A 15,801-nucleotide genomic window follows, 5' to 3' on the forward strand; every position below is an offset into this window, starting at 1 on the left:
GCGCGTGGCTTAACGCTGCGTCATTGCGCAGAAAATCACGCCTTTCCCGCTGATGATTCACAAGAGAATTCCGTGGTAATGGGACGAAACGCACATATCGCTAAACTCAAAATGAAGTTCATATATAATCAGTCCTTTGTTCGACTGTTTGGCCATTGATACCGTGAGATATGTGAAAGTTTCAGCTACTGGTGATACAGGCGCCGGTACAAACACGCAAATGCTTTGTCCGCAGTGCGATCTGGTGGTGAATATTCCGCCGCTGAGTGTGGGTCAGCGGTGCGATTGCCCGCGCTGCCACACTGAGCTGACAGCGCGTCACCCAGAGCCGGCATTGCGTCCGGCATTATTTGCTATCAGCAGCCTGATTATGTTGCTGATGGCGAACTTGTATCCGTTTATCACCATGCAGGCGGTGGGTAACAGTAACACTATGTTATTTATCCAAGCAGGTACGGTGCTATTTGATGAGCACTATCAGCTGCTGTCGCTGGTTGTTCTGGCCTGTATTCAGGGCATTCCGGCCTTTTGCATGCTGCTGGTGATTTATCTGTCGATAGCGACGCGTTTTAAAAAATTACCCGGCAAAGTCTTTTTCTGTCGCTTGCTGTTTATGCTCAAACCGTGGTGCATGGTGGAAATTTTCCTCATCGCCATTTTGGTTAGCTTCGTTAAGCTGGTGGCGTTGGCCGAAATTAGTTTAGACATGAGCTTCTGGGCATTTTGCTTGTTTTGCGTGCTGCAAATTCGTGCCTTCCAGCAAGTGGATAAAGAGTGGTTATGGGATCAGATCCAACCGCTGACTTCTCGGATGCCGTTGCAGGCGGGGAGGCCCGGTATCGCACAAGGCGCCAAGGTTTGCCGCTGCTGTTCGAATATATTGCCGCTGGCAGAAAAACATTGTCCACGCTGCCACGCGCGCGTGCATGCCCGAACCCCATATAGCTTGCAGATGACATTGGCTCTGTTGATCACCGCCGTGGTGCTCTATATCCCCGCGAATATTTTGCCGATGATGGCCACGGAGGCGTTGGGTAATGTCTCTTACTCCACCATCATGGAAGGGGTGATTTTGTTGTGGGGGATGAAATCGTATCCGGTGGCTTTGGTGATCTTTATCGCCAGTATTTTAGTGCCGCTCAGTAAGATGCTGGTGCTGTTTTGGTTGTGTTGGACGGCGTCACGGCCGGATACCGCGCACAAGAAAACGCAGCACTTTTTATATGAAATGGTGGAGATCATCGGCCGTTGGTCAATGGTGGATGTCTTTGTGATTTCAATTCTGGCTGCGTTAGTCCGTATTGGACGTTTGATGAGTATTTATCCCGGTATGGGGGCAATGTTGTTTGCCGGCGTAGTGATCATCACTATGCTGTCGGCGTTTGCCTTTGACCCGAGATTATTTTGGGATTCCTCTTCTCATTCACAGGAGTTAAGTCGTGAGTCATAACAATGAGTCTGAGGCTCAAGTTAAAAAAATAAAGCAATTATCTCCGGTGTGGATAGTACCGATTGTTGCGATAGTGATTGGCCTGTGGATGGTGTATTACACCTTTAGTCACCAAGGCCCATTGATTACGTTTACTGCCAATAACGCCGAAGGCATTGTGGCGGGAAAAACCGAAATCAAAAGCCGCAGTGTTCAGGTCGGTACGGTACAAACCGTAAAACTGGCACCAGACATGAAGCACGTGATCATCACTGCGCGCTTTAATCCTGGCACCGAAAAAATGCTTAACGAGCAAAGCCAGTTTTGGGTAGTAAAACCGCAAATTGGCCGTGAAGGGGTGACCGGATTAAGTACGTTGCTTTCAGGTGTTTACATTGAGCTGAAACCGGGGAATACCGATACGCGCAAAGACACGTTTAATTTGCTGGATGCGCCACCTATTGCGCCGGCAGATGCGCCGGGGCTGCGTATTGAACTGCTGAGTAATGATGCATCTAGCCTGAATGTGGGCGACGTGGTGCTGTACCGAGGTTATACCGTGGGTACCGTGGAGCAGAGCGAGTTTGACCTTAAAGCGCGTAAGATGCGCTACAAACTGTTCATCAATGCGCCGTATGACAGCTTAGTCACCAGCAATGTCCGTTTCTGGAAGTCCAGCGGCGTATCCGTTGATTTGTCGGCGCAAGGTGTGCGGGTTGATATGGCATCATTGAGCTCTCTGATCAGTGGCGGTGTCAGCTTTGAAGTGCCCGATGGCTGGGAGATGGGCGGCAAGGTTGCACAAAATACCTCGTTTGATCTGTATCCGAACCAGCAGAGCATCACTCAAGGGCTGTATGACAAGTATGTGCCGTATGTGTTGTTCTTCGATGAGTCGGTACGTGGTTTAAGTGCTGGCGCGCCGGTCGAGTACCGTGGTGTACGTATCGGTACAGTGATGAAAGTGCCGTACTACTTTGATAACAAGCTATCGATTTCCGAAACAAATGGCAGCATTCCTGTGCTGATCCGTTTGGAAGTCGGTCGTCTGCCAGATCGCCTGACAGTGGCAGATTTGCGTCGAGACATGGAAATTGCGGTACAGCAGGGTATGCGAGCCATGCTGAAAACCGGCAACTTGTTGACTGGCCAGTTGTTTGTTGACCTGAACATGGTGGATAACGCCAAGAAGGTCAAGAAGATGCGCGAAATTGAAGGGACTCAGGTGATGCCGACCATCGCGGGTGGCTTTAGCTCTATTGAGCTCAAAGTGCAGCAGGTGCTGGATAAGCTGAATAAGTTGCCGATTGAACCATTGCTGACGGAAACGACCGCGACCTCCAAAGAAGCCCGTAAGATGCTGCATGAGACTGCGAAATTGGCGGCTACGTTGGATAAACTGGCGGTACAAGCCGACAGCCAGCAGTTGCCAAAAGAGCTGCGTGAAACACTGCAAGAGCTGCGTGCTACCCTTAATGGCGTCAGCCCAGGTTCACCGGTCTATGAGCGTCTGAACAACAATTTGCAATCGCTGGATAAAGTATTGCGCGATACGCAGCCGGTGATGCAGCAAATTAACCGTAAACCGAATGCTCTGATCTTTGGTGCCTCACAAGGCACCGATCCTGAGCCGCGAAAAGCAAAATAAGTGAGGCCGGTAACGATGAAAAAGTGGATTTTAGCCAGTACGTTATTGCTGGCAGCATGCAGCAGTACTTCCGGTGTCTCTTATTACCAACTGCCGGCGCAGCCGGCAGTCACTCAGGTTGTGCAGCAGCAGCAAGTGCTGGTGGTTAATCCGGTGTCTGTCGCCGATTACCTGTCCGGTACGGGGCTGGCGTATCAGACCAATGATGTGGAAATGGTACTGACGCAGCAAAACCAATGGGTGGATAACCTCGGTTCGCAGTTAACGCGAACTCTTACCGCGAACCTGACCCATGACCTGCCAGGTTGGCAGGTTACGCCAACCTCGGCCAGTGCCAATGACTGGCAGTTGAATACCCAAGTCGAGCGCTTCCAAGGGCGCTACGATGGCAAGGTGGTGATCAGTGGTCGCTGGTTACTGACGCACGGCGGCCAGCGCTGGCAGAAGAATTTCGAGCTGGTACTGCCACAAAATGCGGATGGTTATCCTGAGATGGTGCGAGTGATGGGCGCAGGCTGGCAGCAACAAGCCGCCGCGATTGCCCGTGAGGTGACTCAGATCGCAGCCGGTCAATCCTAACCGGTATCACCGAATGAATGCGCATCTTCGGCCTAATAGGGATGAGGGCGCGCATTCTACTATTTCCTTCTGTACACGAATAACTGAGTGAAAAGCGTATGCCAATAGAAGAAATTTTCCGGTTGGAAGGGGATGTCGCCATCGTGACCGGTGCCGGAGCAGGGATTGGGCACTCTATTGCGACCGTATTTGCTGACGCCGGTGCAGCGGTTGTGGTGTCTGACCGTGACCTGAAAGCTGCGCAGGCCACGGCCGACGAGATTTGTCGTGCCGGTGGTCAGGCTGTCGCGATTGCGTGTGATGTGACGGATGAGTCTTCACTGCAAGCGCTGGTTGATTGTGCTTTGTCTACATGGGGCAAGCTGACCATTTTGGTCAACAACGCCGGTGGCGGTGGGCCAAAGCCGTTTGAAATGTCCATGCAAGAGTTTGAATGGGCGTACAAACTGAATGTGTATTCGGCATTTCGCTTGAGTCAGCTGTGTGCGCCGCACATGGCGGATAACGGCAGTGGCGCTATTGTGAATATCAGCTCAATGGCCGGTGAAAACTGCAACAGCAATATGGCGTCCTATGCGTCCTCTAAAGCTGCGGTTAACCATCTGACTCGCAATATCGCGTTTGATCTGGGCGCGCACGGGATCCGAGTTAACGCCATTGCACCGGGTGCGATCCGTACTCATGCGCTGTCGACTGTGTTGACCGAAGAAGTCGAGTTCCAGATGCTCAAGCACACGCCGCTTGGTCGTTTGGGCTTGCCAACGGATATCGCCTATGCGGCGCTGTTTTTAGCATCGCCTGCGTCCTCTTGGATTAGCGGTCAAGTGCTGACAGTCAGCGGTGGCGGCTCGCAAGAGCTGGAGTGATCCACGGCGGATAGCACCGTTTCATCAAATAAAAACCACCGCTTGCGGTGGTTTTTGTGTTTCTGATGGCCGAGATTGAGACATCGGAGTCTCACGGCTGTCATAATAGCGCGGGTGTAATCACGGACTTATTTCGACAGAAGAACAGACATGACTGAACAATTGCGGATCTTTATTTCAGCATCCACGGACCCTTGGTTCAATCTGGCGGTTGAAGAGTGCATTTTTCGGCAGATGCCGGCAAATCAGAAGGTGCTGTATCTGTGGCGTAACGCTGATACGGTAGTGATTGGGCGTGGACAAAACCCGTGGAAAGAGTGCAATACGCGGCGTATGGAGGCCGATCAGGTGAAGCTGGCGCGTCGGCAAAGTGGCGGCGGCGCAGTATTCCACGATCTGGGGAACACTAATTTCACGTTCATGGCCGGTAAACCGGGTTATGATAAAAGCGTATCGACCGCCATTATTTTGCGCGCGTTAGCCTCGTTAGGCATTAACGCCAGTGCCTCTGGCCGCAATGATTTAATTGTTCAGACCGAACAGGGCGAACGTAAAATTTCCGGTTCAGCATATCGCGAAACGCCAGATCGCGGATTTCATCATGGCACGTTATTGCTCAGTGCAGATTTATCGCGTTTAGCCAATTATCTTAATCCGGATCCGAAAAAATTAGCCAGTAAAGGGATTGCCTCGGTGCGTTCTCGTGTCGCGAATTTAAATGAAATTCGTGCCGATATTGACCATGAAATAATATGTGAAGCCATTCAGCATGCTTTTATTGCGTATTATTCTTCGGATGATACCGATATGCCAATCGTTGAATATATCTCGCCAGAAAATATGCCAGACTTACCAAAGTTTGCTGAGCAATATGCTATTCAAAAAAGTTGGGAATGGAATTTTGGCAAAGCCCCCGAGTTTACCCATTTGCTTGAGCAGCGTTTTGATTGGGGTGGCGTAGAGCTGCATTTTGATGTGCATAAAGGCCATATTAGTCAGGTAAAAAGCTATACCGATAGCCTGTATCCGGAGCTGATTGAAGCGGTAGAGACGTGTTTAGTGGGCTGTATCTACAACCATGCGGAAGTGACGCAGCGTTTGGCGAGCTTGAACGCACAATTTCCAACCCATAGCACTGAGCTGCAACAGTTCACGCAGTGGTTAGAGAATGAACTTAGTTAAACACTGCTTCGAATAAATATTCAATCATTATTAAATGCTTGCCTGTATCTCTTGGTAAGCATTTATTTTCTTTTTATAAAAATAAAATAACTTATATCACTTAAATGCAAAGAAATGTAATACAGTGATGCAGGTCACGCGCAAGATAATTCCCCTCTGATATTTATGGTTAATATTCCCATCGAACCCACAAAATAGTTGGAGGGTCGCATGCCGGCCACATTATCTTCAGGTTATAAAACAGAAGAAACCTTCTATCAGGCCATGCGCCGGCAGGGTGTAAGCCGCCGCAGCTTTCTCAAATTTTGCAGCTTGGCCGCCACTACGCTCGGACTTGGCTCTGGCTTTGCACCTAAGATTGCCTACGCACTGGAAAATAAACCACGAGTGCCGGTTATTTGGATACACGGGCTGGAATGTACGTGCTGTACCGAAGCGTTTATCCGCTCAGCGCACCCCCTCGCCAAAGACGTGATTTTATCGCTGATCTCATTGGATTATGACGACACCTTAATGGCCGCCGCCGGTGCGCAGGCAGAAAGCCTGCTGCAAGAGCTGATGGAAAAACACCACGGCGAGTACATTCTGGCCGTGGAAGGTAACCCACCTCTGGGCGCTAACGGCATGTTCTGCATTAGCGGCGGTAAACCGTTTATCGAGAAACTCAAAACCGCGGCGGCGGGTGCTAAGGCGATTATTGCTTGGGGCACCTGTTCATCATGGGGCTGCGTGCAGGCCGCGCGACCTAATCCAACCCAAGCCACGCCGATTGATAAAGTGATCCACGATAAACCCATCATCAAGGTGCCAGGCTGTCCACCGATCCCTGACGTGATGAGCGCCATCATTACTTACATGGTGACGTTTGACCGTCTGCCGGATGTCGATCGCATGGGGCGTCCACTGATGTTCTATGGTCAGCGTATTCACGATAAATGCTATCGCCGTGCCCACTTTGACGCCGGTGAGTTCGTGCAATCGTGGGACGATGACGCCGCGCGCAAAGGCTATTGCCTGTACAAGATGGGTTGTAAAGGGCCAACCACGTATAACGCCTGTTCGTCTACCCGTTGGAATAACGGCGTGTCCTTCCCGATCCAATCTGGTCACGGTTGCTTGGGCTGCGCCGAAAACGGCTTCTGGGATCGCGGTTCTTTCTATGATCGCGTAGTGGATATCCCGCAATTTGGGATCCACGAAAATGCCGACAAGATTGGTCTGGGCGTGCTGGGTGTAGCCGGTGCCGGTGTAGCGGCTCATGCTGCCATCAGCGCCGTTAAACAAACCATGCGTAATAAATCGTCATCGGACAGCGTTGACAATCAGGATAAAGAATAAGGAAGCACAGCATGTCCTATGAATATCAGACTCAGGGTTTTACCTTAAGCAATGCCGGTCGTCGGCTGGTGGTTGACCCCATCACCCGTATTGAAGGCCACATGCGCTGCGAAGTGAATATCGACAGCAATAATGTGATCACCAATGCGGTGTCTTGCGGCACCATGTTCCGTGGTCTGGAAATCATTTTGCAAGGCCGTGACCCGCGGGATGCGTGGGCGTTCATTGAGCGGATCTGCGGGGTATGCACCGGCGTGCACGCACTGGCTTCGGTGTATGCGGTTGAAGATGCGCTCAAAATCAATGTGCCGGATAACGCCAACATCATCCGTAACATCATGCTGGCCACCCTGTGGTGTCACGACCACTTGGTGCACTTCTATCAGCTGGCGGGGATGGACTGGATTGATGTTATCTCCGCGCTGCAAGCCGATCCGAAGAAAACCTCCGAGTTGGCGCAAAGCCTCTCCTCTTGGCCGATGTCGTCCCCAGGTTATTTCTTTGATGTGCAAAATCGCCTGAAGCGTTTTGTCGAATCCGGACAACTTGGGATCTTCCGTAATGGCTACTGGGGCAACCCTGAATACAAGATGCCGCCGGAAGCCAACCTGATGGGCTTTGCCCACTATCTGGAAGCGCTCGATTTCCAAAAAGAGATTGTGAAAATTCACGCCGTGTTTGGCGGTAAAAACCCGCACCCGAACTGGATTGTGGGCGGGATGCCGTGCGCGATTAACATTGATGACAGTGGTGCGGTCGGCGCGGTGAATATGGAGCGTTTGAATCTGGTGCAATCGGTGATCACTCGCACCTCCGAATTTATCAATCAGGTGTTGATGCCTGATGCGCTGGCGATCGGTCATTTCTACAAAGATTGGTCAAAAATAGGCACCGGCTTATCCAACCAATCGGTGCTCAGTTACGGGGCATTCCCTGATATTGCCAATGACTTTGGTGATAGTAGCTTGTTACTGCCGCGCGGCGCGGTGATCAACGGTGATTTCAACAATATCTTGCCGGTTGACCTGTACGATCCAGAGCAGGTGCAGGAGTTTGTGGATCACTCATGGTACCAATATCCGGATGACCACAAAGGGCGTCACCCATTTGATGGTCTGACTGACCCATACTTCAACGTTGGCGCGGCGAAAGGCACTGACACTAATATCTTGCAGCTGGATGAACAAGCCCGTTATTCGTGGATCAAAGCGCCGCGCTGGCGTGGTCATCCGATGGAAGTGGGCCCATTGGCGCGTACCTTGATTGGCTATCACAAGAAAGATGCCGCGACTGTAGAGTCTGTCGATCGCATGTTGTCAGCATTGAAAATGCCGCTGTCTGGCATGCAATCAACACTGGGACGGATTTTGTGCCGAGCCCATGAAGCACAGTGGGCGGCCGGTAAACTGCAATACTTCTTCGATAAGCTGATCACCAACCTGAAAAACGGCGATTTTGCTACTGCCAATACCAGCAAGTGGGAGCCGTCTACCTGGCCACGCCAAGCCCGTGGTTTGGGCTTTACCGAAGCGCCACGCGGTGCGTTAGGGCACTGGACCATCATCAAAGATGAGAAAGTGGACTTGTATCAGTGCGTAGTGCCGACCACCTGGAACGGCAGCCCGCGTGACCCGAAAGGTCAGATTGGCCCGTATGAGGCAGCGCTGCTTGGGACCAAAATGGCCATTCCGGAGCAGCCACTGGAGATCCTGCGCACCTTGCACAGTTTCGACCCGTGTCTGGCCTGTTCTACCCACGTTTTGGGTGACGATGGCAGCGAGCTGGTCAGCGTCAAAATCAGCTGATCATCGCCAATCACGCGAAGGAGTCTGTCATGCAACATGAAAAAGAAGCTTCCGTGCCGCTACAGAACAGGGAAGGGGCAGCAGCGCAGTCGGTTGAGGTGACTTTGCCGGCTGAAGTACAGAGCCATTATGTCTTTGAAGCCCCAGTGCGTATTTGGCACTGGGGGATGGTGCTGTGCATGATGGTGCTGATCCCGACCGGTTACTGGATTGGCAAGCCTCTGCCGTCCGTACAGGGGGAAGCGACCTATCTGTTTTACATGGGTTACATCCGGTTTGCGCATTTTGCGGCTGGATTAGTGTTTATTGTCGGTTTGCTGTTTCGGATCTACTGGGCGTTTGTCGGGAACAAATACTCCCGTGAGCTGTTTGTGCCGCATGTGTGGGAAAAAGATTGGTGGCATCGCTTCTTCTACGAAGTGCGCTGGTACCTGTTTTTAGAGAAAAAACCGCATTCGACCATTGGCCATAACCCGATCGCGCAAACTGCCATGTTTGGCTATATCTTGCTGTCGATTTATATGGCGTTGACCGGTTTGGCGCTGTACAGCGAAAACACTCAGTATGCGATTTTCAAACCGTTTCGCGCGGTGGTGGAATTCTTCTACTGGACTGGCGGCAACTCGATTGATATCCACAGCTGGCACCGTTTAGGTATGTGGATGATCTGTGTGTTTATCTTAGGTCACGTCTATCTGGCCATTCGCGAAGACATCATGTCTAACGATACTATGATCTCCACCATGGTGAACGGTTATCGCTTGCCGAAAGTTAAACGCCGCAAAATCCAGGTAGCCAAAATGCAGGTAACGCAGTCAGATATTGCGGAATCCAAAGCGGCAGCCACAACAAAAAATAAAACCGATAAACAGGGAAATCCAGAATGACGACACAGCAACAGGTTGTGATTATGGGGCTGGGCAACATTCTGTGGGCCGATGAAGGATTCGGCGTGCGGGCGGCAGAGAAAATTTATGCCGAGTATGATTTGCCTGACTATGTGGAAGTGGTCGACGGCGGTACGCAAGGTTATAACCTGCTGCAATACGTGGCCAGAGCCACGCATCTCATCATCTTGGATGCCATTGATTTTGGCCATGAGCCGGCCTCGTTGCACACCTATGAAGGTCGGGCGATCCCAGCCTACCTCAGCGCCAAGAAAATGAGTTTGCACCAAAGCAGCTTCTCGGAAGTGTTGGCGCTGGCGGAAATCAAAGATACCTATCCAGAGCATGTGGTGCTGATTGGCGTGCAGCCGGTATTGCTGGATGACTACGGTGGTAGCTTGACCGAGCCGGTCAAGGCGCAACTGGAGCCCGCTGTGCAACAAGCGTTAGGTTGGTTAGCGCGTTGGCAAGTGCCGGTTAAACCGGCCACGACGCAGCGCCGCTTGAATGATGCTAGCTTAGCGATGGAAAAATACGAAGGCGAGCGTCCGCGTCAATACAGCTTGCCGCCGTATCAAGCGCCGCAAGCAGAGCCTCAAACCGCGCCGAACGAGGAGCGTAAGCATGCGTTACTCTGAGGCGGCGTTAACGCGTTTTGCCACCTTATGGCAGCGCATGATGCAGCGCGGTATGCATCCGGTAACGGCCGATTCACTCAATGCATGGGTGGCAGGTCAGGAGTATGTTGCGGTGCTGTTGAGCACCGATCCGGTGACTGTACCGGAAGTGTCAGACAACGTCGTGATCATTCCGGAAGTGTTGGCGGAGTTTGCTCACCTTAATTGGCAAATTGCCACTGCCGATTTGGAAAACAGCGAATTGCTCTCGGATCAGTATCAGATCCTCAAGCGTCCTGCCGTGCTGGTCTTTGCGTGCGGGCATTATCTGGGCGCAGTGTGCGGCGTACATGGTTGGGGCGAGATCATCCATCAATTTCATGCGCTGCTACAGCCTGCAGCGCAAGACATCATTCAGATTGGAAACATCTCACATGTCTGACAACACCTATTTTCACCTGCTCGGGCCAGGCTCCCAGCCAGATGATCCTGATTTTGCCATGAACCCGTTGCCGATTACGGTGGGGGTAGCGAGTGAACCGCCAATGGCAACGTTAGAGCAGTACCATAACGTGACAGAAGCTCTGCAACTAATTGAATATTTGCTGGGCAAGTGCACAGATTATCAGGGCGATCCGGTGCATTATCCTGTGGCAGATGTGACCGCGCTGGATGATAACAACCGCCATTTTCTTGATGTGTTACTCGGGGAAGGGGAAGTCTCCATCGTCGTGCTGGTGGATGAAACGACCGAAATTCAGATTCAGGAGTCTATCTTTTGTGGATTTTGGCGCGTGTGGGAAATCCAGCATGGTCAGAGAGTGGCCGATCGCATTGAGATTTGTCCCATTCCGGCCTGTGTCTGTTATCATGCGCAACTTTATGCGCACGAGTCGGCGTTATTGCCGCCGGTTGGACAGCGTCAGTTGATGAATGCGTTGCCGTTAGCCCATGAGCTGTTATCCCAAGCAGGGAAAGCGCCACAGCCGGCTCATGTGATTAATCTAACGTCTTTACCGTTGACCGATGATGATCGCAGTTTCTTGGCTGACACTGCTGGACAAGGTAACGTGCGCATCCGTACGCGTGGCTACGGAGAAAGTTTGATTGTTTCCACCGGACTGAAAAATGTCTGGAATATTCGTTGTTTGAACGGATTAAAAGGCATTTTGCTGGAAACATATGAAGTGAGCTGTATACCAGAGGTCGCACTGGCGTCGGTGGAGGATATTGAAGATTCTGCCCAGCGTCTGCGTGATACATATCTGTGGTTTAAGGAGCTGACACATGTTTGAGGGCAGTTACCGCAAGGCGCTAACGCCTTCCGCGCAGCTGGAGTGCAAGATTTGTGGTTGGGTGTATCACCCTGAGCGGGGTGACCCGGTCTGGCAAATCCCTCCCGGGACCGCGTTTAGCGCGCTCCCTGAGCACTGGTGTTGCCCGGAATGTGACAATCCTAAATCACAGTTTCTTTTGTTGCAGGAATAACCCGAGGTGGACCAAGTTTAAGGAGTGATCATGTTTCAGGAACTGGGTAAGCAAAGCCAAGCACAGTTATGTCGTCCGGAACACCGCTCTGTATATGATGAAAATCTGCGATGGTATGAATCCAACCCTGCCAGTATTTTTGAGCAGGCATACCGACAGGTTTATGAAAAATCGATGCAGGATATCCCATTTATCAATCGGCAGATTCAAATCGAGCTGATTGGTGTCGGTCGCTGGCAGCATTTCTGGCGTGGAATGATGCTGACGCCTTGGAGCATGAACCTGCTGTTGATCCCCGCGTGTGAAGCGGGTTGTATTCACGCCAGCAAAGGCAGTGAGTCGCAGTATCCTTTGCCACAAGGTTGGTTCCCGTTTGTGGCTTCCTCGGTCGGGGTGACGGGTGCATTTTGGCAAAGCTCGCTCTTTTCAGACATGCGCTTGTTTGAAAGTCATATGGCGGCCAGAGCCACGGGGGAAGAGGTGATTCGTCAGCTGTTCCCCGTGTCCGAAGAGGGAATGGATCTGCAGCGTCGCCGGTTATTTTTGCTCGGCAGCGCAAACTGATCACCGCGTTATTTGCAAGTTGAGTCAACTGTGATTTGATCGCCACATTATGCGCCTATCCTATAGCAAATACTCAAGTATGGAGCGTCAGTATTTAGCCGATTAGGATAGGCTCCATGGCATCAGCGAGAAACAGCTAGCACGGTTGTTTCTCGCTGATTAGCGATCACACCCCATCATGGCTGAACATCATGCTGAATATTGTTTTTCTGGATCGTGAAACCTTTCCTGCCGATATTGAAATCCCTCGTCCGGCAGTGCCTCATCAGTGGCATGAGTACTCCTATACCCCTAAAAGCAAATTACCCGAGCGTATCGGCGATGCGGATATCATCATCACCAATAAAGTGATGCTGGATGCCGAGGCATTGTCTTTAGCGCCGCGCCTGAAGATGGTGGCCATTTCTGCTACCGGCGTAAACAATATCGATTTGGCCGCCGCTAGCGCGCACGGAATTACGGTGTGCAATGTGCGTGACTATGCGCAAGTGACCGTGCCTGAACATGTGCTGAGTTTCATTTTTGCCCTGAAGCGCAATTTGGCAGGTTGGATAGCCGATCAGAAGCAAAAACGTTGGGCGAGCAGCCGTCAGTTTTGTGCGTTTAACTATCCGATCACTGATGTACGCGGTAGCACATTAGGGATTGTGGGGCGAGGCTCTTTAGGGCGTGCAACCGGCGCGTTAGCGCATGCGGTGGGCATGCAGGTGCTGTATGCCGAACGGCCAGATGCTGAGTTCGTGCGTGAAGGTTACACCGCGTTTAGCGATGTGCTGGCACAGGCGGATGTGTTGTCATTGCATTGTCCGCTTACCGAACAAACCGCCAAGTTGATGAATGATAAGACGCTCAGTGCGATGAAAGCGGGGGCGCTCTTAATCAATACCGGCCGAGGTGCGTTGGTAGACGAAGCGGCGTTACTGCGGGTGCTGGACAGCGGTCACTTAGGTGGTGCAGCTTTGGATGTACTCAGTGAAGAGCCGCCGAAAGCAGATCATCCACTGCTCGTGGCTGCCGCGCAGCGTAACAACTTACTGATCACGCCGCATGTGGCGTGGGCGTCAGATTCGGCTATTCGCGAAGTGTTGGCGCAGGTGGTACACAATATCGAAGCCTATGTGGCGCGTAAGCCACAGAATGTGGTGACGCTATAAAAAAGCGATATGCAATTCACACCAATAAAAAGAGCACGCAATGCGTGCTCTTTTTTGTTCAGAGTTACTTAATTAACAGCTTAGTTAACAGCAAGTAATCAACAGCCGATTACTTAACGCGTTGGCCTGGTTTGGCACCGCTATCTGGGCTCAGGATGAACAGATCGCTACCACCGGCACCGGCAGCCAGAACCATCCCTTCAGACAGACCGAAGCGCATCTTACGTGGCGCTAAGTTTGCGACCATCACGGTCATACGGCCTTCGAGATCTTCTGGCTTGTACGCAGCTTTGATACCGGCAAATACCTGACGGGTTTCCCCCCCCAGATCCAGTGTCAGCTTAACCAGTTTGTCGGCTTCAGGCACAGATTCTGCTTTCGCAATCAGTGCAACACGCAGATCCACTTTGCTGAAGTCATCAATGCTGATGGTTTCGCTGATTGGGTTTTTATCCAGTTCAGTTGGCTCTTTCGCTGGCATAGCCGCTGCAGCCTCTTCTTTAGACTCTTCAATCATAGCATTCACTTTGTCCGTATCGATACGGCTGAACAGCGCTTTGAATGGATTGACCTGATGGCCCAGCAGTGGCGTGGCGATCGTATCCCATGTCAGTTCGCTGTTTAAGAACGCTTCCGCGCGCTCGCTCAGCTGTGGCATGACAGGCTTGAGGTAAGTCATCAGCACACGGAACAGATTGATACCCATTGAGCAGATGGCTTGCAGGTCGGCATCGCGGCCTTCTTGCTTCGCCACCACCCACGGAGCTTGTTCATCAACATAGCGGTTAGCTTTGTCAGCCAGTGCCATGATTTCACGAATGGCTTTACCGTATTCGCGGCTCTCGTAGGCTTGGGCAATCAGCTCAGCGGCATCGGTAAATTCCTGATACAGCGCGGCATCAGCCAGCGTGTCGGCCAGCTTACCGTCAAAACGCTTAGTGATGAAACCGGCGTTACGGGAAGCCAAGTTAACCAGCTTATTCACGATATCGGCGTTCACGCGCTGTACGAAGTCATCCAGATTCAAATCCAGATCGTCGATACGAGCAGACAGCTTGGCGGCGTAGTAGTAACGCAGGCAATCTGGATCTAAGTGCTTGAGGTAAGTACCGGCTTTGATAAAGGTGCCGCGTGACTTAGACATCTTGGCACCGTTTACGGTCACATAACCATGCACGAAGACGTTGGTCGGCTTGCGGAATTGGCTGCCGTCCAGCATTGCTGGCCAGAACAGGCTGTGGAAGTACACGATGTCTTTGCCGATGAAGTGATACAGCTCGGCCTCAGAATCGGTTTTCCAGAAATCATCAAAGTTGATGTCGCCACGCTTGTCACACAGGTTCTTGAATGAACCCATGTAGCCGATTGGCGCATCCAGCCAAACGTAGAAATATTTGCCCGGCGCATCAGGAATTTCGAAGCCGAAGTATGGCGCATCACGGGTGATATCCCACTGCTGCAGGCCAGACTCAAACCATTCCTGCATCTTGTTCGCCACTTCGTCTTGCAGGGAGCCAGAGCGGATCCACGCTTTCAGCATGCCTTCAAAAGAGGGCAGGTCGAAGAAGAAGTGTTCGGTTTCCTTCATCACCGGAGTGGCACCGGATACCGCTGAGCGTGGGTTAATCAGCTCGGTTGGGCTGTAGGTTGCACCACACACTTCGCAGTTATCGCCATACTGATCTTCAGCTTTACACTTCGGACAAGTGCCTTTTACGAAGCGATCAGGCAAGAACATGCTCTTTTCTGGGTCGAACAGCTGGGAAATAGTGCGACTCTTGATAAAACCGTTCTCTTTCAGGCGGCCATAAATCAAGCTAGCCAGTTCACGGTTTTCATCGCTGTGCGTAGAGTGGTAGTTATCGAAGCTGATATTGAAGCCCGCGAAATCGGCCTGATGCTCGGCGCTCACATCAGCAATCATCTGCTCCGGTGCAATCCCCATCTGCTGGGCTTTCAGCATGATAGGCGTGCCGTGCGCGTCATCGGCGCAGACAAAATAAGCCTCATGGCCGCGCATGCGCTGGAAACGAACCCAGATATCTGCCTGAATGTGTTCCAGCATATGGCCGAGGTGGATAGAGCCGTTAGCGTACGGCAGAGCGCACGTTACCAGAAGTTTTCTCGCTGAAGGAGCCTTAGCATCTTGAGACATAATGGTTAGTTCTGCTGTCTTGTCATTGGATTTACGGATCCCGTGATGTTACCCCATCATCCGGCACACCGCTACCACCCTGCAATCAA

At 51.7% G+C, this 15,801-nt stretch carries 14 protein-coding genes and 1 pseudogene; 14 read left to right on the forward strand and 1 reads right to left on the reverse strand.

Going from position 1 to position 15,801, the window contains the following annotated elements:
• Nucleotides 1-220 precede the first annotated feature (220 nt).
• The 14 genes and pseudogenes from LQ901_RS04780 (at nucleotide 221) to LQ901_RS04845 (ending at nucleotide 13,557) form a co-directional block, all read left to right on the forward strand.
• On the forward strand, nucleotides 221-1,450 hold the full coding sequence (locus LQ901_RS04780) for a PqiA/YebS family transporter subunit (protein WP_233671997.1): 1,230 nt from the start codon (nucleotides 221-223) through the stop codon (nucleotides 1,448-1,450).
• On the forward strand, nucleotides 1,440-3,077 hold the full coding sequence (gene pqiB / locus LQ901_RS04785) for an intermembrane transport protein PqiB (RefSeq protein WP_152128274.1): 1,638 nt from the start codon (nucleotides 1,440-1,442) through the stop codon (nucleotides 3,075-3,077). The genes LQ901_RS04780 and pqiB overlap by 11 nt, the downstream gene beginning before the upstream one ends.
• Nucleotides 3,078-3,092: 15 nt before the next feature.
• Complete coding sequence (locus LQ901_RS04790) at nucleotides 3,093-3,656, forward strand: ABC-type transport auxiliary lipoprotein family protein (RefSeq protein ID WP_233671998.1); 564 nt, start codon at nucleotides 3,093-3,095, stop codon at nucleotides 3,654-3,656.
• A 98-nt stretch (nucleotides 3,657-3,754) separates the two neighbouring features.
• Entirely contained in the window at nucleotides 3,755-4,522 is a 768-nt protein-coding gene (hdhA, locus tag LQ901_RS04795; protein ID WP_010863919.1) for a 7-alpha-hydroxysteroid dehydrogenase, read from the forward strand.
• Nucleotides 4,523-4,672: 150 nt separating this feature from the next.
• The gene (locus LQ901_RS04800) at nucleotides 4,673-5,704 is read left to right on the forward strand and encodes a lipoate--protein ligase (RefSeq protein WP_233671999.1); all 1,032 of its coding nucleotides are present in this window, start codon (nucleotides 4,673-4,675) and stop codon (nucleotides 5,702-5,704) included.
• A 210-nt stretch (nucleotides 5,705-5,914) separates the two neighbouring features.
• Nucleotides 5,915-7,042, forward strand: coding sequence for a hydrogenase small subunit (locus tag LQ901_RS04805; protein WP_233672000.1), 1,128 nt, complete (start codon nucleotides 5,915-5,917; stop codon nucleotides 7,040-7,042).
• 11 nt (nucleotides 7,043-7,053) lie between these two features.
• Nucleotides 7,054-8,847 (forward strand): Ni/Fe-hydrogenase large subunit, encoded by a 1,794-nt coding sequence (gene hyaB, locus LQ901_RS04810; protein WP_233672001.1) that lies wholly within the window; start codon nucleotides 7,054-7,056, stop codon nucleotides 8,845-8,847.
• Between the two features lie 29 nt (nucleotides 8,848-8,876).
• A pseudogene (gene cybH / locus LQ901_RS04815) lies at nucleotides 8,877-9,617 on the forward strand (Ni/Fe-hydrogenase, b-type cytochrome subunit); the annotation flags it as partial.
• 113 nt (nucleotides 9,618-9,730) lie between these two features.
• Nucleotides 9,731-10,372, forward strand: coding sequence for a hydrogenase 1 maturation protease (gene hyaD / locus LQ901_RS04820; RefSeq protein ID WP_072033075.1), 642 nt, complete (start codon nucleotides 9,731-9,733; stop codon nucleotides 10,370-10,372).
• Nucleotides 10,359-10,793 (forward strand): hydrogenase-1 operon protein HyaE, encoded by a 435-nt coding sequence (locus tag LQ901_RS04825; protein WP_233672002.1) that lies wholly within the window; start codon nucleotides 10,359-10,361, stop codon nucleotides 10,791-10,793. The genes hyaD and LQ901_RS04825 overlap by 14 nt, the downstream gene beginning before the upstream one ends.
• A complete protein-coding gene (locus tag LQ901_RS04830; protein ID WP_233672003.1) occupies nucleotides 10,786-11,646 on the forward strand; it encodes a hydrogenase expression/formation protein in 861 nt (286 codons plus the stop codon). The genes LQ901_RS04825 and LQ901_RS04830 overlap by 8 nt, the downstream gene beginning before the upstream one ends.
• Entirely contained in the window at nucleotides 11,639-11,839 is a 201-nt protein-coding gene (locus LQ901_RS04835; RefSeq protein ID WP_010863911.1) for a rubredoxin, read from the forward strand. The genes LQ901_RS04830 and LQ901_RS04835 overlap by 8 nt, the downstream gene beginning before the upstream one ends.
• A 30-nt stretch (nucleotides 11,840-11,869) precedes the next feature.
• Complete coding sequence (gene hybE / locus LQ901_RS04840) at nucleotides 11,870-12,403, forward strand: [NiFe]-hydrogenase assembly chaperone HybE (protein WP_010863910.1); 534 nt, start codon at nucleotides 11,870-11,872, stop codon at nucleotides 12,401-12,403.
• 191 nt (nucleotides 12,404-12,594) lie between these two features.
• Complete coding sequence (locus tag LQ901_RS04845) at nucleotides 12,595-13,557, forward strand: D-2-hydroxyacid dehydrogenase (protein WP_233672004.1); 963 nt, start codon at nucleotides 12,595-12,597, stop codon at nucleotides 13,555-13,557.
• Between the two features lie 109 nt (nucleotides 13,558-13,666).
• Here the strand turns inward: LQ901_RS04845 and metG are convergent, their stop codons facing one another.
• Complete coding sequence (gene metG, locus LQ901_RS04850) at nucleotides 13,667-15,712, reverse strand: methionine--tRNA ligase (RefSeq protein WP_233672005.1); 2,046 nt, start codon at nucleotides 15,710-15,712, stop codon at nucleotides 13,667-13,669.
• Between the last annotated feature and the right edge of the window lie 89 nt (nucleotides 15,713-15,801).

The organism is Plesiomonas sp. PI-19, assembly GCF_021368255.1.
Lineage (GTDB): Bacteria > Pseudomonadota > Gammaproteobacteria > Enterobacterales > CAMTGL01 > Plesiomonas > Plesiomonas shigelloides.

Coding starts and splice junctions, on each gene's coding strand:
- LQ901_RS04780 (WP_233671997.1), top strand. CDS start 221: ATGCTTTGTCCGCAGTGCGATCTGGTGGTGAATATTCCGCCGCTGAGT.
- LQ901_RS04790 (WP_233671998.1), top strand. CDS start 3,093: ATGAAAAAGTGGATTTTAGCCAGTACGTTATTGCTGGCAGCATGCAGC.
- hdhA (WP_010863919.1), top strand. CDS start 3,755: ATGCCAATAGAAGAAATTTTCCGGTTGGAAGGGGATGTCGCCATCGTG.
- LQ901_RS04800 (WP_233671999.1), top strand. CDS start 4,673: ATGACTGAACAATTGCGGATCTTTATTTCAGCATCCACGGACCCTTGG.
- LQ901_RS04805 (WP_233672000.1), top strand. CDS start 5,915: ATGCCGGCCACATTATCTTCAGGTTATAAAACAGAAGAAACCTTCTAT.
- hyaB (WP_233672001.1), top strand. CDS start 7,054: ATGTCCTATGAATATCAGACTCAGGGTTTTACCTTAAGCAATGCCGGT.
- hyaD (WP_072033075.1), top strand. CDS start 9,731: ATGACGACACAGCAACAGGTTGTGATTATGGGGCTGGGCAACATTCTG.
- LQ901_RS04825 (WP_233672002.1), top strand. CDS start 10,359: ATGCGTTACTCTGAGGCGGCGTTAACGCGTTTTGCCACCTTATGGCAG.
- LQ901_RS04830 (WP_233672003.1), top strand. CDS start 10,786: ATGTCTGACAACACCTATTTTCACCTGCTCGGGCCAGGCTCCCAGCCA.
- LQ901_RS04835 (WP_010863911.1), top strand. CDS start 11,639: ATGTTTGAGGGCAGTTACCGCAAGGCGCTAACGCCTTCCGCGCAGCTG.
- hybE (WP_010863910.1), top strand. CDS start 11,870: ATGTTTCAGGAACTGGGTAAGCAAAGCCAAGCACAGTTATGTCGTCCG.
- LQ901_RS04845 (WP_233672004.1), top strand. CDS start 12,595: ATGCTGAATATTGTTTTTCTGGATCGTGAAACCTTTCCTGCCGATATT.
- metG (WP_233672005.1), bottom strand. CDS start 15,712: ATGTCTCAAGATGCTAAGGCTCCTTCAGCGAGAAAACTTCTGGTAACG.